11 protein-coding genes are annotated in these 17,428 nt (G+C 70.7%); 2 read left to right on the top strand and 9 right to left on the bottom strand.

Annotation, left to right across the window (positions count from 1 at the left end; genetic code table 11):
- Window positions 1-324: 324 nt before the first annotated feature.
- The gene (locus tag ACQPW6_RS33070; protein ID WP_433893386.1) at window positions 325-1,944 is read right to left on the bottom strand and encodes a hypothetical protein; all 1,620 of its coding nucleotides are present in this window, start codon (window positions 1,942-1,944) and stop codon (window positions 325-327) included.
- A gap of 414 nt (window positions 1,945-2,358) precedes the next feature.
- Here ACQPW6_RS33070 and ACQPW6_RS33075 point away from each other — a divergent pair, with 414 nt between their 5' ends.
- A complete protein-coding gene (locus ACQPW6_RS33075) occupies window positions 2,359-3,168 on the top strand; it encodes a polysaccharide deacetylase family protein (protein ID WP_433894736.1) in 810 nt (269 codons plus the stop codon).
- 28 nt (window positions 3,169-3,196) lie between these two features.
- Here the strand turns inward: ACQPW6_RS33075 and ACQPW6_RS33080 are convergent, their stop codons facing one another.
- Window positions 3,197-4,609, bottom strand: a complete 1,413-nt coding sequence (locus ACQPW6_RS33080) for a hypothetical protein (RefSeq protein ID WP_433893387.1) — start codon at window positions 4,607-4,609, stop codon at window positions 3,197-3,199.
- Between the two features lie 199 nt (window positions 4,610-4,808).
- A complete protein-coding gene (locus ACQPW6_RS33085; protein WP_433893388.1) occupies window positions 4,809-5,069 on the bottom strand; it encodes a WhiB family transcriptional regulator in 261 nt (86 codons plus the stop codon).
- Window positions 5,070-5,246: 177 nt separating this feature from the next.
- On the opposite strand from ACQPW6_RS33085, the gene ACQPW6_RS33090 reads away from it, so the two are divergent.
- Window positions 5,247-5,978: a spermidine synthase gene (locus ACQPW6_RS33090; RefSeq protein WP_433893389.1), complete on the top strand. Its 732-nt coding sequence runs from the start codon at window positions 5,247-5,249 to the stop codon at window positions 5,976-5,978.
- Between the two features lie 183 nt (window positions 5,979-6,161).
- On the opposite strand, the gene ACQPW6_RS33095 is transcribed toward ACQPW6_RS33090, so the two are convergent.
- From ACQPW6_RS33095 to ACQPW6_RS33120, 6 genes are all read right to left on the bottom strand, one after another.
- Entirely contained in the window at window positions 6,162-7,613 is a 1,452-nt protein-coding gene (locus ACQPW6_RS33095) for a glycoside hydrolase family 76 protein (RefSeq protein WP_433893390.1), read from the bottom strand.
- Window positions 7,614-7,841: 228 nt separating this feature from the next.
- Window positions 7,842-10,580 carry an NPCBM/NEW2 domain-containing protein gene (locus ACQPW6_RS33100; RefSeq protein WP_433893391.1) on the bottom strand — a complete coding sequence of 913 codons (2,739 nt, stop codon included), beginning with the start codon at window positions 10,578-10,580 and terminating at the stop codon, window positions 7,842-7,844.
- Window positions 10,581-10,782: 202 nt separating this feature from the next.
- Complete coding sequence (locus tag ACQPW6_RS33105) at window positions 10,783-13,869, bottom strand: alpha-mannosidase (RefSeq protein ID WP_433893392.1); 3,087 nt, start codon at window positions 13,867-13,869, stop codon at window positions 10,783-10,785.
- A gap of 102 nt (window positions 13,870-13,971) precedes the next feature.
- The gene (locus ACQPW6_RS33110; RefSeq protein WP_433893393.1) at window positions 13,972-14,868 is read right to left on the bottom strand and encodes a carbohydrate ABC transporter permease; all 897 of its coding nucleotides are present in this window, start codon (window positions 14,866-14,868) and stop codon (window positions 13,972-13,974) included.
- Window positions 14,868-15,818: a carbohydrate ABC transporter permease gene (locus ACQPW6_RS33115; RefSeq protein ID WP_433893394.1), complete on the bottom strand. Its 951-nt coding sequence runs from the start codon at window positions 15,816-15,818 to the stop codon at window positions 14,868-14,870. The genes ACQPW6_RS33110 and ACQPW6_RS33115 overlap by 1 nt, the downstream gene beginning before the upstream one ends.
- Window positions 15,815-17,197, bottom strand: a complete 1,383-nt coding sequence (locus tag ACQPW6_RS33120) for an extracellular solute-binding protein (RefSeq protein WP_433893395.1) — start codon at window positions 17,195-17,197, stop codon at window positions 15,815-15,817. The genes ACQPW6_RS33115 and ACQPW6_RS33120 overlap by 4 nt, the downstream gene beginning before the upstream one ends.
- Between the last annotated feature and the right edge of the window lie 231 nt (window positions 17,198-17,428).

The following is a 17,428-nucleotide window of genomic DNA, read 5'->3' on the forward strand; positions in this document are numbered from 1 at the left end:
CTCTCCGGTCGTCCCGCGCGCGCTGCTGGTCCTGCGCCCGCGGATCGTCCCGCGCCCGCCCACCCGCCTGCGCTCGCCGACCGCCTGCCTGCGCCGGCCGATCTGCCTCGTCGCCGTAACCGGTGCGGTGCCTTCGTCGTCTTCACGGGATCTGTCCCTTCGCGATGGGGAGGCCCGGCGCCCGACCGGGCCCTCGGTGCCCGGTCGAGCCTCCCCACCGCCCGGTCCTCCCCAAGCCGCCGCCCGGCGGCGGCCGGAAGCACTCGGCGCGCGCATCGGCGCCCCGCACGCCCCCGGCTCACCACGAGTCCGCGGCGGGTCCCGTCAGCAGGGCGCTCCCGGCAGCCGGTACTGGGACGTGATCCGGTAGTCGCCGGGCGTCGGCACGATCAGCTGCGCCCAGTCGCCGGCCGGCCGCAGGCACGCGCCGGTCGCGTGCAGCCAGGGGGAGTAGGCGATCCTGACGATCACCGCGCCGGGCCCCGACACCCGCACCACGAGGCTGGCGCTGTCCGAGCTGATCACCGTGCCGTCCCCCGACACCAGCGGCTGGGGGTCGTGCACCCGGTAGATCCGCCAGTTCGCGTCCCGCCACACGGGGGTGAGCCAGCTGGGCGGGTGGTTGACGAGCGCCGCCTCCTCGCCCGCGTGGTCGTCCGGCTTGCCGCTGCTCAGGACGACGAAGCCCACGGCCCGGCTGTCCAGCCACGCCCGGTAGCTGGCCGCCGAGAAGGTGCCGTCGTAGAACAGCCGGCCGCGCTTCATGTCGATCTGCCGGTTCCAGCCGCGCGCCATGTTGACGTACGGGGCCAGCAGGGTGGCCTCGCGGTGGTCGCGGACCGGCACCACCTCCACCCGCGCCTTGTCGGCGCCCAGCACCCGCAACTCGGTCACCACCCCCTGGCTGTGCGCGGCCCAACTCGGCACGTCGGTGGAGACGTTCAGGTCGTCCACGGTCTTCTGCGCCAGCCAGTTGACGGACACCGCGAGCGCCGCGACCAGCGCGAGCCGCTGGAGCCGGTACCGTCCCGGGGCCAGCAGGCAGGCCACCAGCACCGCCGGGCCGACCAGTTCGGCCAGCCGTTCCACGTTCGTACCGATCGGCGACGGCACCAGGAACGTCAGCACCACGCCGACCGCGTACACCACCGCGCCGAACCGCAGCGTCCGCCAGGCGAGCGGCGCGCACAGCACCACGGCCGCGCAGCACATCACCGGTGGCCAGATCCGCCCGAAGGACATCGGCTGCTGGCCGGAGCTCGGGAAGAACACCACGGTCGCGGCCACCACCAGGAACGGCGGCAGCGCCAGCGCGACCCCGTCCCGTACGTGCCGCGCCAGCATCAGGCCGGCCCCCGCCACCCCGAGGAACAGCCCCGCCACCGGGCTGCCCGCCGTCGCCAGCGCGCTGAGCGTCACCGCGAGCAGCGGCCGCCGGTTCGGCCCGGTGACCACCAGCACCGCGCCGAGGCCGAGGGCCACACCGAGCGCGAACGTGGTCCGCCCGGAGGCCACGTTGCACCACAGCGCGAGCGAGGCGAAGAGCGCCGGCCACAGCGGCCGGTGCATCCCCGAGCGTACGAACAGCGCCGCCGCCAGCCACGATCCGGCGAGCCCGGACAGGACCGACACCGTACGCACGCCGAACCAGGCCATCAGGTACGGCGACACCAGGCTGTAGCCGGCCGTGTGCAGACCGCCGTACCAGGAGAGGTTGTACGCCGAGCCCGGGTGATGCCCCACGAATTCGGCCCACGCGTCCTGCGCGGCGAGGTCGCCGCCGCCGGTGGCGAGGCAGACCACCCACAGCGCGTACAGCGGGAGCACGGCCGCCGTGGCGATCAGCGGCACCCGCAGCCGTCGGCGCAGATCGGCGCCCCTGCCGCGGTCCGGCGCGCGCACGGTGGTACGCGTCGGGGCGAGTACGGCGGTGAGTGCGGGCATGGGCCGGGTTCCGTTCTGGGCGGCGGCAGAGAATCGGCGTCTCCTGTGAGGACGTCTGCGGCGGCCCGACCGTTGCCAGCGGCGGCGGTCGGTCCGGTTCAGCCGCCGGGCGGACCGGCCGGGCCCGGCGGACCGGGCGGCGGCGTCCGGTGGGCTCTCACACCCCTAGCGTCCTCGCCCGGCGGCGCCGGATTCCACCGGATTTCCCGGTCGTCCCGGCCATTTCGGCGCCCGGCCACCAGCCGTTCACATGCCGGTGCCGACCCGGCGTCCGACCCCGGTGCCGATCCTGCGTATACCCGCTATGTATAGTCCTCGGCGGCCCGGATGACCGGGCCGTTCAGCACCATGAACGCCACCGTGAACGTCATCACCCACGTCACCACGGGCATCATCACAAGGGGGATCGCCCGCATGCGGAGCACGACCACCGCCCGCCGGCTCCGCACGCCGGCCGTCCTGCTGGCCACGGCCGCGCTGGTACTCGGCCTGAGCGGCTGCGACGGCTACCACGCCACCTCGCCGTCGGCGGCCAGGTCCAATGCGAAGGCCACCGCCGAGCCGGCCGCCTTCGCCCAGGGCGCGAACGGCCCGGTGGACTGCCGCAAGGCCAAGTGCGTCGCACTCACCTTCGACGCCGGGCCGAGCGTGCACACTCCTGAACTGCTGGGCATCCTGAAGAAATACCACGTCCACGCGACCTTCTTCACGCTCGGCAAGAACCATGTGCGCAAGCACCCGGAGATGATCAAGGACATGGCCGCGCAGGGCCATGAGCTGGAGACCCTCACCTGGTCGCACCAGATCCTCACCAAGATCAGCAAGGACGAGGTGCGCAAGGAGATAACCGAGGGCCGGGACGCCGTCTACAAGGTGACCGGCGTCCGTCCGACGCTGCTGCGCCCGCCGCAGGGCCGCACCAGCGACGGAGTGACCAAGGTCGTCAAGAGCCTGGGCATGTCCGAGGTGGTGTGGAGCGCCGACGGCGCGGACTACAAGACCACCGACTCGGCGCTGATCGAGAAGCGGGTGCTGGACAAGACCAAGCGGGACGGGATCATCCTGCTGCACGACTGGGTGGACAAGACCAACCGCGGCTACAACGGCACGATCGCCGCGGTCCCGGGGATCATCTCGACCCTCCAGGCCCGCGGCTACACGTTCGTGACCGTCGCCCAACTCCTGGCGCCCGGCAAGCCGGTGCCCGGCAAGGTGTACAAGTAGCCGGTCACCACGGCTGGTTGACCGGCCGTCAGCGGACGACGCGGATCCAGTCGTACGGGCTGACGGCGGTGTAGGTCGTGTCGGTGCTCACCGCCACCGCCTTCCACCAGCCGGTGGTGAGCGCGGGGGCGGTCTTCTGGAACGCGCCCTTGGTGCTCGACTGCACCACGGCCGTCAGCCGCCACGCGTCGAAACTGGTCGGCCGGTACCAGATCTGGATGGGGTGCCGGCCGCGGTTCTGCCAGACGTGGTTGCCGTCCAGGAACTGCAGCGTGCCGTTCATCCGCAGCGGCCGGCCCTTGCGGGCCACGTGCGGTGTGCCGTGGAAGCCGGCGATCCGGGTCTGCACCCGGTACACCGCGCGGGCCGGTGAGGTGCCGGCGCCGCAGTAGTCGGTCTCGGCGTGCGTCCAGCGGTAACTGCCGTTGCCGCCGGTGTAGGCGGCCTGCACGGCGCCGCCGGAGTCGGCCACCGCGCTGCCGACGGTCTTCCACGCGGTGGTGCCCTGCTTGGCGAACTGCAGGGCGAGCACGGCCTTCTGCGGCGAGGCGCAGTTCTGGTTGATCCGCGCCTTCACGGTGGCCCTGCCGTTGACGTCCACGGTGGCCGACACGGCGTTGTAGTCGATCGTCACGGGGTGGTGGACGGGCAGCGGGATCTCGGTACCCGCCAGGTAGTAGTCCCGTGGCGCGGTGAAGAGGGCGAAGTCCTCGTCGATGTCGCCGACCTTGTAGCGGATGGTGAAGTTGCCCGAGGCGTCCGTGGTGGTACGGGCGTTGGACTCCGCCTCCCAGTACGCCCGCAGGAAGACCTCGGTGCCGGCCAGGCTGCCGTGCCCGGCGGGCCAGTTGACGTTGCCGGTGACGGTGAGGGTGTCGCCGGTGTGCACCCGGGTCCTGTCCAGGTGGTAGGTCAGCGTGGTGGGCACCGGGGCGGCCTGGAGCTGGATCGAGGCGTACGCGTCGTCGTTGGTGTTCGGGTTACCGTCCGGGTCGAACTGGGCGTTGAGGTAGACGAAGTGGACGACCCGGGCCAGCGAGGTGTCGCCGACGTGGTCGACCAGCGCGTCCGGGATCTCGAAGCGGCCGTTCCGGTCGGTGGTGATCGTGCCGAGCGTGCGGGTCTCGTACTCGGCCGGGTCGATCGGGTCCTGCCACGGGTTCCAGGTCTCGAAGACCACGTCCTCCGTGAGGACCACGGCGTGGCCGGGCGCCGGGCTGCCGTCGGCCGTCGAGGTCAGCGTGCCGGACAGGTCGACCGTGCGGTGGCCGTAGTCGGTGGACGCCGGATCGGTCTGGAGGGTCAACCGGTAGGGACGGGCGGGCGGTTCGTCCTGGGGAGCCGCGCCCGAGGCGTGGGCGGGCAGGGTGCCGGCCGCGACGGCGGCCAGGATGAGAGTGACGGCCGCGGCTAACCGGGCCGGGGCGGTACGTATACGCACCTGGACTCCAAGGAGGTGTGACCCGGTCGCGGTGTGCGGCGCCGTCGCCGTCCGCACCGGGCACAGGTTGGACACAGCCGGGCAGGCAAGGGTTGCCCTCGCCCGGCGGGGCTCCGGTCCGGTGGGGGCGGACGCCGGCTCCCGGCGCCCGGTGTGCGTCTACTCCCGCCGCCCCGCGGTCAGTTCGCCGTCCGGGCGGTCAGTTCGCCGTCTGGTGGGTCTGCGCCCGGCGGGCCCTGCGCCGCTTCAGCGAGCGCCGCTCCTCCTCGCTCAGGCCGCCCCACACCCCGGCGTCCTGGCCGGTGCGCATCGCCCACTCCCGGCACGACTCGATCACCGGGCAGCCCGCGCAGACGGCCTTGGCCCGTTGCGCCTGCATGAGCGCCGAACCGCCGTTGCCGACCGGGAAGAACAGCTCGGGGTCCACGTCCAGACAGGCAGCGCGGTCACGCCAGTCCATGGCTCACTCCTCAAATAGGCCCGTAGGAAATCCGTTCAGGTGTGGTTCCCCAGCGCCTGTCCGTCCTGCGGTACGGCAAACGGATCACGGCCGCCGTTCACCCGCAGGTGTCGGTCGGGGCGGCCCGGCGTCACCGGGCGGCGCCATAGGATCGGGGCGGCAAGAAAGGTCATCCGCATGAGCGCGCGTTTCCAGGAGATCGACTGGCGGCCGACGCCGATGGGCGACATCAGCCTGCGGCGGCGCCGGGATCCGGCGTCCGGCGAGGACGTCTACGAGGTCAAACTCGGCGACGAGTTCCTGATGTCCAGCCTCTTCACGGCCGGCGAGATCGCGCTCACCCGGCTCGGGCTCGGCGAACTGCCCGCCGGGCAGGGCGGGTTGGACGTGGTGGTGGGCGGGCTCGGGCTCGGCTACACCGCCCGCGCCGCGCTCGACGACCCGCGGGTGGGGACGCTGACCGTGATCGACGCGCTCGGCGAGGTGATCGAGTGGCACCGGCGCGGCCTCGTCCCGCTGGGCGCCGGACTGGCCGGCGACCCGCGCTGCCGGCTGGTGCGGGGCGACTTCTTCGCACTGGCCGCCGATCCCGGCGGCCTCGATCCCGAGGCGCCCGGCCGCCGCTTTCACGCCGTGCTGCTCGACGTCGACCACTCGCCGCGCCATGTGCTCCACCCGCGGCACGCGGCGCTCTACACACCGGGCGGCCTGCGCGCGCTCGCCGCCCTGCTGCACCCGGGCGGCGTCTTCGCCCTGTGGTCCAACGACCCGCTGGACGCGGACTTCAGCGCGGTGCTCGGCGCGGTCTTCGCCCGATCCGCCGCCCACGTCGTGGACTTCGACAACCCGCTCCAGGGCGGCAGGGCCACCAACACCGTCTACGTGGCGACCACCGAGGGCGGCCGGTGATGCGCTACACCCGGCTGGGCGGCACCGGCCTGCTCGGCGTCACGCTGACCGCCGAGCAGGCCGAGCGCCTGGAGGCCGGCTACCGGCCGCGCCCGGTGGCCGGCCTCGGCCAGTAATCGGGGTCGGCGATCCGGGCCGGAGTCCTGGGCCAGAGATCGGGGCCAGGACTCCGGCCCAACGGGCTTACTGCCCGGCCGCGTTGAGCAGATCGAGCACGCTCTGCTGGCAGCCGTAGTCGCTCGCGCCGGCGCCGCCGGCCCAGTGCGGGCCGTACTGGTCGAGGGAGTTGCGGTCCTTGGTGTAGGCCGAGTTCGCCCAGGCGGTCAGCGTGGAGGCGTACGGGTGGTCGCTCAGCTGGCCGTTGAGCTTGCCCAGCCCCCGTACGTAGGCGCCCTTGAAGCTCGGGCCGTCGCCGGTGCAGCTGTCGCCCTCGCCCGGCTCGCGCAGCACCCCGCCGCTGACCAGCCTGGTGGTGGAGGCGCCGGCCAGGGTGCGCGCGGTGGTCAGCAGCCCGGCGTCGGAGGTCGCCTTGTAGAGCTCGGTGAGACCGCCGAGGATCACACCCTGGTTGTACGTCCAGGTGGTCTGGCCGTTGTTGGCACAGGAGTCGGTCAGACCGTCGTTGACCATGTGGTCGCCGTTGATCATGCCGCTGCCCTGGAACCAGGTCCACTCGTTCTTCGCCCGGTTCAGGTACGTGGTGTCGCCGCCGATCCGGTTGTGCAGCGCGGCGGTCAGCTGCAGGAACAGCTCGTTGGTGATGGCGTTCTTGTACGAGCTGGTCTCGTTCCAGTGCACGCCGCCGCCACACGTACCGTCCCAGTAGGCGAACATGTGGTCCGCGTCGGCCTTCGCGGTGGTCAGGTAGCGCGCGTCGCCGGTCAGGTCGTACGCGTCGATCCAGGCCAGGCCCCACCAACCGGTGTCGTCCAGGTAGTCGTTGGTGAAGTTGCCCTCCTGCGCGCCGAGGTTCTTGTCGTACGTCGCCGAGATCGCATACTCGTAGCTGTTCATGCCGCTGCCGCGCGCGTTGTCGATCACGGCGGTCAGCGCGTTGGCGCCGGTCCACCAGCCGTTGCCGCCGAACAGCTTGGTGCCGCGGTCGTAGGACATCATCAGCGCGGTGGTGGCGGCCGTGCCGCGGCTCCAGGCGTTCCAGGTGGTACGGGCCCAGGACGTGCACGCGATGGCGCCCGACACCTGCCCGCAGGCGCGCAGCGCGCCGACGCCGAGGTTGTTCCAGTCGTCCACGTTGTACATCTGGGACCGCCAGCCGGCGGAGCCCGACGGGGTGCTGGTGTCGCCCAGCTTGCTGCCGTCGGACCACGTCCTGCCGCCGTCCGTCGAACGGTCCAGCCACACCTCGTCGCCCGCGCCGCCGTGGTCGATGGAGGCCCAGCCCATCGCGTCGGCGTCGTCGAAGTGCAGCGCGATGGTCCGTCCCGACAGGGCGGCGGTGACCGGGGTGCGGTCCCCGGCGGCCTGCGAGGGGTCGCGGGCGTCGCAGTATTTGTTGCAGATGGACGTGGCGGCGGCAGCCGGGGCCGCGGTGCTGGAGAGGTCCACGGCGAGCCCGATGGACAACGTTGTCAAGGCGGCGGTGAGGACCGCCGCCCGATGCTTGAGCGGTTTCATGGGGGTGCTCCAGAGGCGGTGGGACACTGGGGGGAAGTGGGGCGTCCCGTTGGGATGTGGGGGCTTTCGACGCTAGCCAGTCGTCGTGGCCACGTCAATGACCCGTGGACCGACCGGGCACGGGCGGCAGGAGTCCGGGTGGGCCCGGCGGCTCGGCGGCTGACGTGAAGGGGCGGTACGGGCCGCCGGCCCGTACCGCCCCTCAGTTGAACTGCGTTGTCCCTTCGGTCAGGTGGCGCAGGTGAGCTTCGGTCCCGCCCAGTCGCCGTGGTCGTAGGCGTTGTTGTCGCCCGCGTCGCCCACCACGAGATCCAGCGTCTGCACGCCGGTCAGGTCGGCGGTCAACTGCTGCGCCGGGTCGCCGCCCTTGACGGTTTTGGTCGCGGCCAGCGTCTTGCCGTCGCCGAGCACGCTGAACGTCATCGTGCCGCTGTTGCCCGCGTCGTCGTCGTTGCCGACGGTCGAGGTGAACGCCGTGCACTTGCCGCCGAGGTAGATGGACACGTCGCTGATCGCGTTGGTGCCCAGGCCCTTGTCGTACACCTTGCCGTCGATGCTGAGCGGCGCTCCGTCACCGGCGTTGGTACCGCCCACCGACTGGTCCCGTTCCACCGGGCCCCAACCGTTGGTCGCCGACAGGAACTCCAGGTCGCTGACGTCGTTGACCCCGGTCGGCGCCGGCGGGTTGGTCACCGCCAGCTGGGTGCTCCCGTGCAGCCACTGCGCCACCTCGTTCTGCGCGAACGTGGCGGTCGCGGTGATCGCGGAGGTCCCGGCCGCGTCGGTGGGAGCGGTCAGCTCCCACTGGGCGACGGCGCTGTGGCCCGGCTGGATCACGCCGAACACCACGGGCTGGGAGTCGGACACGAAGCCCTTGGGCGCGGAGAGGCTGACGTTGACGCCCTCCGCGGCCGGGGCCTTCTTCGGCACCGAGACGGTCGCGGTCATCGTGACCGTCTTGCCGCGCTGCACGGACTTCGCCGACGGGGTGAGGGTCAGCGCCGCCGAGGCGGCGGCGGACTTCACCTTGGTGAACGACAGGTTGTCGAACTGGTCGGTGTCGTAGGAGGTCAGCCCGAGGCCGCCCTGGCCCGCGGAGTAGCTGCTGTCCTGCACCGCGCCGAGGTCCTTGCCGTCCACCGACGCGGTGATCGTGGAGCCGCTGAACGACAGCCCCAGCCGGTGCCACTTGCCGGTGCCGAGCGCCGTCGTGGACGACCGGGTGAGCACCGTCTTGTTGCCGTCGGCGTCGGTCTTGAGGATCGTCCAGGCCCCGGTGTCGCTGATCTGGAAGGAGTAGCCCTGCTGGTGCGACTGCGGGCGGTTCTGGGTGCCCGCGCGGCCGATCAGCTCGACGGTGCCGGGCTTGGCCAGCTCGGTGTCCGCCTGGATCGAGTAGTCCGTCCAGGTCGGGTCGCCGACCAGGGTGAACGCGTCGCTGTCGTCCTGCCATTCGATCGGCTTGACCGGCGCCATCTGCTGGAGGCACATCCCGGCACGGTGGGCGCACTTCTGCACCTCGAACGAACCCTGCATGTCCGAGACGTACTTGGCCTCGGTGCCGGCGACATCGTTGTCGAAGTCGTCGCTGTAAGGGAGCTTCAGCGCGTGCGCGGCGGGGGAGGTCGCCTTCCCCTTGCCCTGGCCCTTGGTCGTGGTGACGGTGTAGACGTAACCCGGCTTCATGGTCAGGGAGTAGGAGCCGCCGGACGGGGTGATGTCCTGAGTGTGGACCATCGAGGTCGCGGTGTCGGGCGAGTTCACATCCGTCGCCCACACGTGCACGGTGCCGGTGGAGAGGCCGCCCTGCACGTGGAGGTTCGCGGTCTGCGAACTGGTGGCCGTCGTCGTCTCCAGGACCGTCGAGTAGTCCTTGCCGTTCGGCGACTTGAGGGTCACGTAGGTGCCGTTGTTCTCGTTGCCGCCGAGGTAGCCCGAGGCGGAGTCGATGAACGTCCAGCCGGGCTGGGTGAACTGGGTGACCTGCGCGGTGGCCCAGGTGCTGGCGCCGATCTGGTAGTTGCCCGACCAGGGTGACCCGGCCGTCGCCAGGCCGACGGTGTCGTAGGGCAGGTTCGGGTAGATCGCGGCGATCAGCGGCCAGTTGAAGTAGCTGGTCATGTCGGCGTCGATGTAGCCGCGGGTGATGGCCCGGATCAGCGCGGGGGCGCCGGTGTTCATGTCCTGCGAGCCGTTCTCGGAGTCCCACAGCGGCTTGCCGTTGGCCTTGGCCGCGTCCGTGCTCGAACAGGTCTTGGCGTCGCCGCCGTCACCGCCGTTGCACGAGTAGTGGGTGCCGATGATGGAGACGGCCTTGTTGAAGTCCGGGTCCTTGGCCATGTCGTCGGCGGTGCTCCAGCCGGAGTCGTCCGCGACCAGCTTGACGCCCTGGTACCCGTGCTCGTCGAGGGCCGACCGGAGCTGGACGTACCAGTCGGCGTCGTGGCCGCGCTCGTTCCAGCCGCCGAGGTAGCTGATGTTCAGGCCGTGCTGCTTGGCGCAACCGAGCCAGGAGATCAGGTAGTTGATGGTGTCGGTGGACCAGAACCCGCCGTTGATCCAGCCGGGCGCGGCCCAGGCGAGGCCGTACAGCCCGATGTTCGGGTTGCGGGCCTTGGCCTGCTCGGCGAGCCAGAACTCGTAGCCGGCGTTGCAGTTGACCGTGCCCTTGCTGTGCTCGATCGACGGCTCGGAGCCGTCGGTGGAGTTGGCGTCGCCGCCGATCTCCAGCTTGAGCAGTTGGAGGTTCGCCCCGTAGCCGGGCTTGAACATGTAGTCCAGGATCTGCTTCTGCTGGGCGGCCGGATAGTCGGTCAGCAGCCGGGAGTTGCCGCCGCCACCGCTGATCGCGCCGATCCCGTCGAACGTCCGGCCGCTCTGGGTACCGTCCACCGTGACGGACGTGTCGGGGGCGGCGTGCGCCGGAGCGCTGCTCACCGCGAGCAGTGCGGCGAGCAAGGCAAGCACCCACAATGGCGCAAGTCTCCACACACGAGGCATGGTTGACACCCTTCTTATTGGGAAGATGGCGCACAGTGTGCCGTCGTGTTGGTTTATCGGTCAATGGTTACTACAAAGAAACAGAAACAAACAGCAGTTGGGGCATGGCGGAGGCGCATGGCGGAGGAGCCGGGCGGATGCCGGGTGGGAGGCATCCGCCCGGCTCCCGTCAGCGGGCGGCGACCCCTTCCGGGGTGAGCCGCAGGGTGAGGATCTGGAACGGGCGCAGGGTCAGCCGGACCCGGCCGTCCACCTGCTGCTGCGCCTCGTCGGTCAGCGGGCGCTCCAGCAGGTCCGCGGCGGTGCACGCGGCCAGCGGGAAGCCGGGGGACAGGGTCGCGGTGACCCGGCCGCCACGGGACTCGTAGAGCCGTACGACGACATCGCCGCCGCGGTCGTCGGCGAGCTTGACCGCCGAGACCACCACCGCCTCGTGGTCCACGGCCACCAGCGGCGGCACCTCCGCGCCGCCCGGCACCGTACGCTCGGGCAGGTTGAGCCGGTAGCCCTCGCGGACGGCGTCGGAGACCGCGGCGCCGATCAGCAGGCCGTAGCGCAGCCGGTGTTCGCCCTGCTCGGCCTCCGGGTCAGGGAAGCGCGACGCCCGCAGCAGCGACAGCCGGACCGTGGTGGTCGTACCGCCGTCGGCGCGCACGTCACGGGTGATGTCATGGCCGTACGTCGAGTCGTTGACCAGGGCCGCGCCCCAGCCGGGCTCGCCGACGTGCAGGAAGCGGTGCGCGCAGACCTCGAACTTGGCCGCCTCCCAACTGGTGTTGGTGTGGGTGGGCCGCTCGACATGGCCGAACGGGATCTCCGCCGTGGAGTGCGCGGCCCGCACGTCCAGCGGGAAGGCGGCCTTCAGCAGCGTCTCCCGCTCGTGCCAGTCGATCACCGTGGCGACGTCCAGCCGGTTGCCGTCCTCCTCCAGGGTCAGCGTCTGCTCGATCCGTGACGCGCCGAACACCCGTACCACCCTGACCCCGTGGCCCGGCACGCCGTTCACGGTGACGTCCACCGGGTGCACCGACTCGGCCTCGGTCAGGTCGCGGACGGTGTTGCGGTAGAACCGGTCGAGGTCCCAGGCGTCCCACTTGTTGGGGAAGTCCTGGTGCAGTTGCAGCAGGTTGGCGGTCCCACCCGGCGGCAGCGCCTCCCGGCCGGCGGCCAGGTCGTAGGCCGAGGTGATCAGGCCGCGGCCGTCGATCCGCACCCGGACCAGGCCGTTGTCCAGCACGAAGGTGTCGCCGTCGCGGACCGGGCGGACGGTGCCGGGGCCGTGCGCGCGGGGCCCGGCGCCCATCGCCGGGATGCCGCCGCGGGCGTGCGGGGCCGAGTTGAAGACGACGCCTCGGCCGCCCCCGGTGTCGGCGCCGGCCAGCGCGCGCTGCGCCGCGTCCACCAGCGCCCCCAGCTCCGCGCTGACCCTGGCGTGGGTCGCCTCGGCCTCGCGGTGCACCCAGGCGATCGACGTGCCGGGCAGGATGTCGTGGAACTGGTGCAGCAGCACCGTCTTCCACAGCCGGTCCAGCTCCTCGTGCGGATACCGGGCGCCGGTCCGCGCGGTGGCCGTCGCGCACCACAACTCGGCCTCGCGCAGCAGGTGTTCGTTGCGCCGGTTGCCCTGCTTGGTGGCCAGCTGGCTGGTCAGCGTGCCGCGGTGGAACTCCAGATACAGCTCGCCCGACCACACCGGCGCGTCCGGGTAGTCCTCGTGCGCCTTGCGGAAGAACTCCGCCGGGCTCTCCACGGCCACCTGCGGTGAGCCCTCCAGGCTGGTCAGCCGGGCCGCCCTGGCCAGCATCTCCCGGGTGGGACCGCCGCCGCCGTCGCCGTAGCCGAACGGCACCAGCGACCGGTTGGTGCCCGCCTTCTCCTGGAAGTTCCGCTCGCTGTGCGCGACTTCGGCGCCTGACAGGTCGCTGTTGTAGGTGTCGACCGGCGGGAAGTGGCTGAAGATCCGGGTGCCGTCGATGCCCTCCCACCAGAAGGTGTGGTGCGGGAACTTGTTGGTGGTGTTCCAGGAGATCTTCTGGGTGAGGAACCAGCGCACCCCGGCCAGCTTCATCAGCTGCGGCAGCGCCGCGTTGTAGCCGAAGGTGTCGGGCAGCCACATCTCCTCGGTCTCGATGCCGAACTCGTCGAGGTAGAACCGCTTCCCGTGCACGAACTGCCGGACCAGTGACTCGCCGCCGGTGAGGTTGGTGTCCGGCTCCACCCACAGGCTGCCGGCCGGCAGGAACTGGCCGGTCCTGGTCTTCTCCTGGGCCCTGGCGAAGACGTCGGGGCGAGTCTCCTTGAGCCAGGCGAGCTGCTGCGCCTGTGACATCACGAACTTGAACCCGGGGTGGTCGTCCATCAGCCGGGTGACGTTGGCCACCGTCCTGGAGACCTTGCGCACGGTCTCGCGCAGCGGCCACAGCCAGGCCGAGTCGATGTGGCTGTGCCCGACGGCGGAGATCCGGTGCGCCCCGGTGCCGGCCGGCGCGGAGAGCGCCGGGATGAGCGCCTTGCGGGCGGCGGCGGCCGTACCGCTGACGTCCTGGAGGTCGACGGCGTCCAGGGCGGTCTCGACCGCCTGGAGCAACTGCCAGCGCCGGGTGGACTGGGCGGGCAGCTCGCGGGCCAACTGGCCGAGCACGTCCAGGTCGTGGAACAGCTCGAAGACCCCGGCGTCGAAGACCGCCAGGTCCAACCGCCGCAGCCGGTATAGCGGTTCGCCGGCCTCGGCCGCCGGGTTCCGCAGCCAGCCGGCCACGTCCCCCACCGGCGTCGGGTGGAAGGTCAGCTGCTCGGGCCCCGAGTGCATGACCACCGGATTGGCGGCGGCCTCGATGTAGAACGTGAACTCCTCGCCGCCGCGCGCCGGATCGGCCACCGGCAGATGGGTGTTGCGCGGGTTGAGGCCCTTCACGGCGGTGCCGTCCGGCCGGTAGACCAGCCCCTCGGCGGAGAAGCCGGGCTCGGTGGTGCCGAAGCCCAGGTCGAGCACCGCCTCCACCGGCAGCCCGGCCCACTCCTCGGGCACCGTGCCGCTGATCCGGAACCAGCTGGTCGACCAGGCGGGCCCCCAGCGGTCGCCCGGCCGGGCCTCCGCGTAGTTCGCGGACAGCCCGTCCGCGACCGGCACCGGCTCGCCGGGGACGTGCCAGACCCCGACCGTGAGCGGGATCGACCGGGCGTGTACGGCCGGGCGGATGCGCTCGTTCAGTACGCGGTCGAGCCGCTGTTCGGTGGCAGTGGGGTCGTTGTGCATGAAGGCGCCCTCCATGGGGTCTGCGGGTGCGATGCGACGCAGTGCGATGCGGTGCCTGCCGACGGACGCGTACCGGCGCAGGCGTGCTGGGACGCGTACGGGTCAGCCCTTCAGGGCGCCGCCCAGCGCGAATCCGCCGCCGAGCCTGCGGGCGAGGATCAGGTAGAGCATCACGACGGGGATCGAGTAGAGGATCGAGAAGGCCGACAACTGCCCGTACTGGGTCTGGTCGTGGGCGCTGAGGAAGGTGAACACGCTGACCGAGGCAGGCAGTTTCTCCGGCGAGAGCAGCAGGATGAAGGGGACGAAGAAGTTGCCCCACATCCCGATGAAGGTGAAGATCGTCACGACGATCACCCCGGGCCACATCAGCGGCAGCACGATCCGCCACAGCACCTGCATCGAGTTGGCGCCGTCGATCCTGGCGGCCTCCTCCAGCACCACGGGGACACCGTCCATGAAGTTCTTCATCAGCCAGATGCCGAACGGCAGCGCCGACGCGGCCAGGAACAGCGTGGTGCCCGGCATCGAGTCGATCAGGTTGACCCGGACGAACATGCTGTAGACCGGGATCATGACGGCGGTGATCGGCAGCCCGGTGGAGAACAGGATGGTGTAGAGGAACGGCCGGCGCAGCCGTGACCTGAACCGCGACAGCGGGTAGGCGGCCAGCACCGAGCAGACCACGCACAGCAGGGTGCCGCCGCCGCACAGCAGCAGGCCGTTGAGCATCGGCCGGTAGGTGGTGTCGGCGTTCAGCACGTGGTGGAAGTTGTCGCCGGTCGGGTGCGGCACCGACAGCTTGAAGCTGGCGTGCGCGTTGACCGACGCGAGCAGCATCCACAGCAGCGGGATCAGGTAGAGCAGCGAGAACACCAGCAGGCTGATGTTGACCACGGTCCGTCCCGTTCGCGCCCTGCCCGCCCGGGTACGGCCCGCGGCGGCCCGGGACGTCTGCGACCCGACCCGTACCGCCCCCGCCTTCTCGGTGACGGCCATCAGTTCTCCTCCACCTTCAGCATCCGGATGTACACGGCGGAGAACAGCGCGCCGACCACCAGCAGCACCAGCGCGATCGCCGTGCCGTAGCCGATCAGGCTGTTCTGGAACGCCTGCTGGTACATGAAGATCGGCAGCGTCTCGGCCTTGTTGCCGGGACCGCCGCGGGTCATGGTGTAGATCAGGCCGAACACCGAGAGCGTCTGCAGCGTGATCAGCATCAGGTTGGTCATCACCGAGCGGCGGATGACCGGCAGCGTGACCCGCCACAGCCGCTGCCACGGCCCGGCGCCGTCCACCTCGGCCGCCTCGACCAGCTCCTGCGGGACCTCGCTGAGCGCCGCGGAGAACACCAGCATCGAGAACGCCGTGCCGCGCCAGACGTTGGCGATGCAGACCGCCAGGATCGGCAGCGTGTAGAGCCAGTTCTGCTGCGGCAGGTGCAGGAAGTCCAGGATCGCGTTGAGCGAGCCCTGCTGGTAGAAGAAGGCGTACATCAGGTAGCCCGCCACCACCTCGGGCAGCACCCAGGCGGCGATCACCACCGCGCTGGTGATCGAGCGGACCGGCTTGGACGCCTTCTCCATCAGCACCGCGAGCGCCAGCCCCAGGGTGTTCTGCCCGATCACGGCCGATCCCACGACGAAGATCAGCGTCAGCTCGACGGCGTTGGTGAAGTCGGAGTCCTTGAAGGCCCGGGTGAAGTTGTCGAAGCCGACGAAGTTGGTGCCCGTCGTCCCCGTGAGCTGCATGTCGGTGAACGCGTAGTAGACGCAGTACCCGATCGGGCCGGCGATGAAGACCAGCAGCAGGATCACCGACGGCAGCACGGGCAGGCCCCGCAGCAGCGCACTCAGGGAGCCGGCCGGGCCGGGGCGCCGGCGGCTGTCCCGGCCGCCCCCCTTGCCCGCGCCGGCCCGCGGATCCGCAGCGGTGGCGCTGCTGGTCACTGGGCGCCCTGGACGGTCTTGTCGGCGCCGACCGCGGTCTTGACGTCACTGTCGAAGGTGGCGGCGGCCTTGTCGACCGACGCCTGGCCGGTGGTCACCGACTCCATGGCCTTCTGGATCGCGGTCGAGACCTGGGTGTACGCGGGCAGGCCGGGCCGGTAGAAGGTGTCCGCGACCAGGTCGCTGAAGAACTTGTTGGTGGGCAGCGCCTTGAGGTAGCCGGCGTCCGCGGCCACGTCGGAGCGCACCGGGATGGTGGCGTTCACCGTGTTCCACTGCGCCGAGGCGGCCTCGGTCTCCAGCGACTGGATGAACTTCCAGGCCAGGTTCGGGTTCTTGGACTTGGCCGGGATCGACCACGCCCAGCCGCCGGACATGCTGACCTTGCCGGTGCCCTGGCCGCTCTGGCTCGGCATCGCGGTGGACGCCATCGTCGTCGACCACGCGGGCCACGGCTTGGGGCCGGTGCGGATCCAGTTGTTGGGCATCCACGACCCGTCGATGTCGATCGCCAGCTTGCCCTGCGGGATCATCTCGGTGCCTATGGTGGCGCTGACGTTGGGGTCGAGTGCCTTCTGCGCGGACGGGGCGAGGCCGGTGTTGTAGATGGTGTGGACGAAGTCCAGGGCGTCCTTGAAGCCCTTGCTGCCGACCACCCACTTCTGCTGCTTGGTGTCGTACAGCGAGTCGTTGCCGGCCGCGGTGCCGTACAGCAGCATCTCGAAGCCCTGCATCGAGGACGCCTCGCCCGCGGCCACGCCCGTGTAGAGGTTCAGCGGGGTGACGCCGGGCTCCTTGGCCTTGATCGTGCGGGCCGCGGTGAGGATGTCGGCCCAGGACTTGGGCTGCCACGGGACGGGTATGCCGGCCTGGGAGAAGAGCTGCTTGTTGTACCAGATGCCGCGGGTGTCGGTGTTGTCCGGCACGCCGTACGTCTTGCCGTCGGGGGCGTACTTCATCGCGGCCTTGGACGCGTCGGCGTACTTGCTCCAGTCCTGCCAGGACGACAGATAGCTGTCCAGCGGCTTCAGGTAGCCCGCGGCGACATCGGTGTTGATCGTCGCGGTGTCCTCGTACACCAGGTCCGGGGCCGTCGCGGGTGAGCGCATCATCAGCTGGATCTTGGTGTAGTAGTCGTTCTCGCTCGCCGTGATCGGGACCAGTTTGACGGTGGTGCCCGGGTTGGCCTTCTCGAACGCCTTGACCATCGGGCCCAGGTAGTTGGCCTGCACCTTGTTGCTGTTGTTCAGCTGCTGCTGGTAGGCGACCTTGATCGTCTTACTGGAGCTTCCGGAGCCGGAGCCGCAACCCGACAACGATGTCGCCAGTACGGCGGTGACGGCCGCGATGCCGGCTGTTGCGAGGAGTCTCTGTCGCACGGTCAACCTCCGAGGGGAGCCCGGATCGGCCCGCAGGGCATCCCGCGGGGAGCGGAGAAACAGAGGCCAACCCTGCGGGCCGCCCCCATGGGCGGAGCGGCAAGCGCCCTCGCTTGACGGCGAAGCTAAATCCAATGGATGGAGTAAGTCAACGCTCCTGACATGTAAACTCCGGCCGCATCCGGGCCTAGAGTTCGGATCGCAGGGGGGCGCGCGAGGGGTGAGGGGGCG

The organism is Streptomyces sp. CA-111067 (assembly GCF_050956065.1).
In the GTDB taxonomy this organism is placed as follows: domain Bacteria; phylum Actinomycetota; class Actinomycetes; order Streptomycetales; family Streptomycetaceae; genus Actinacidiphila.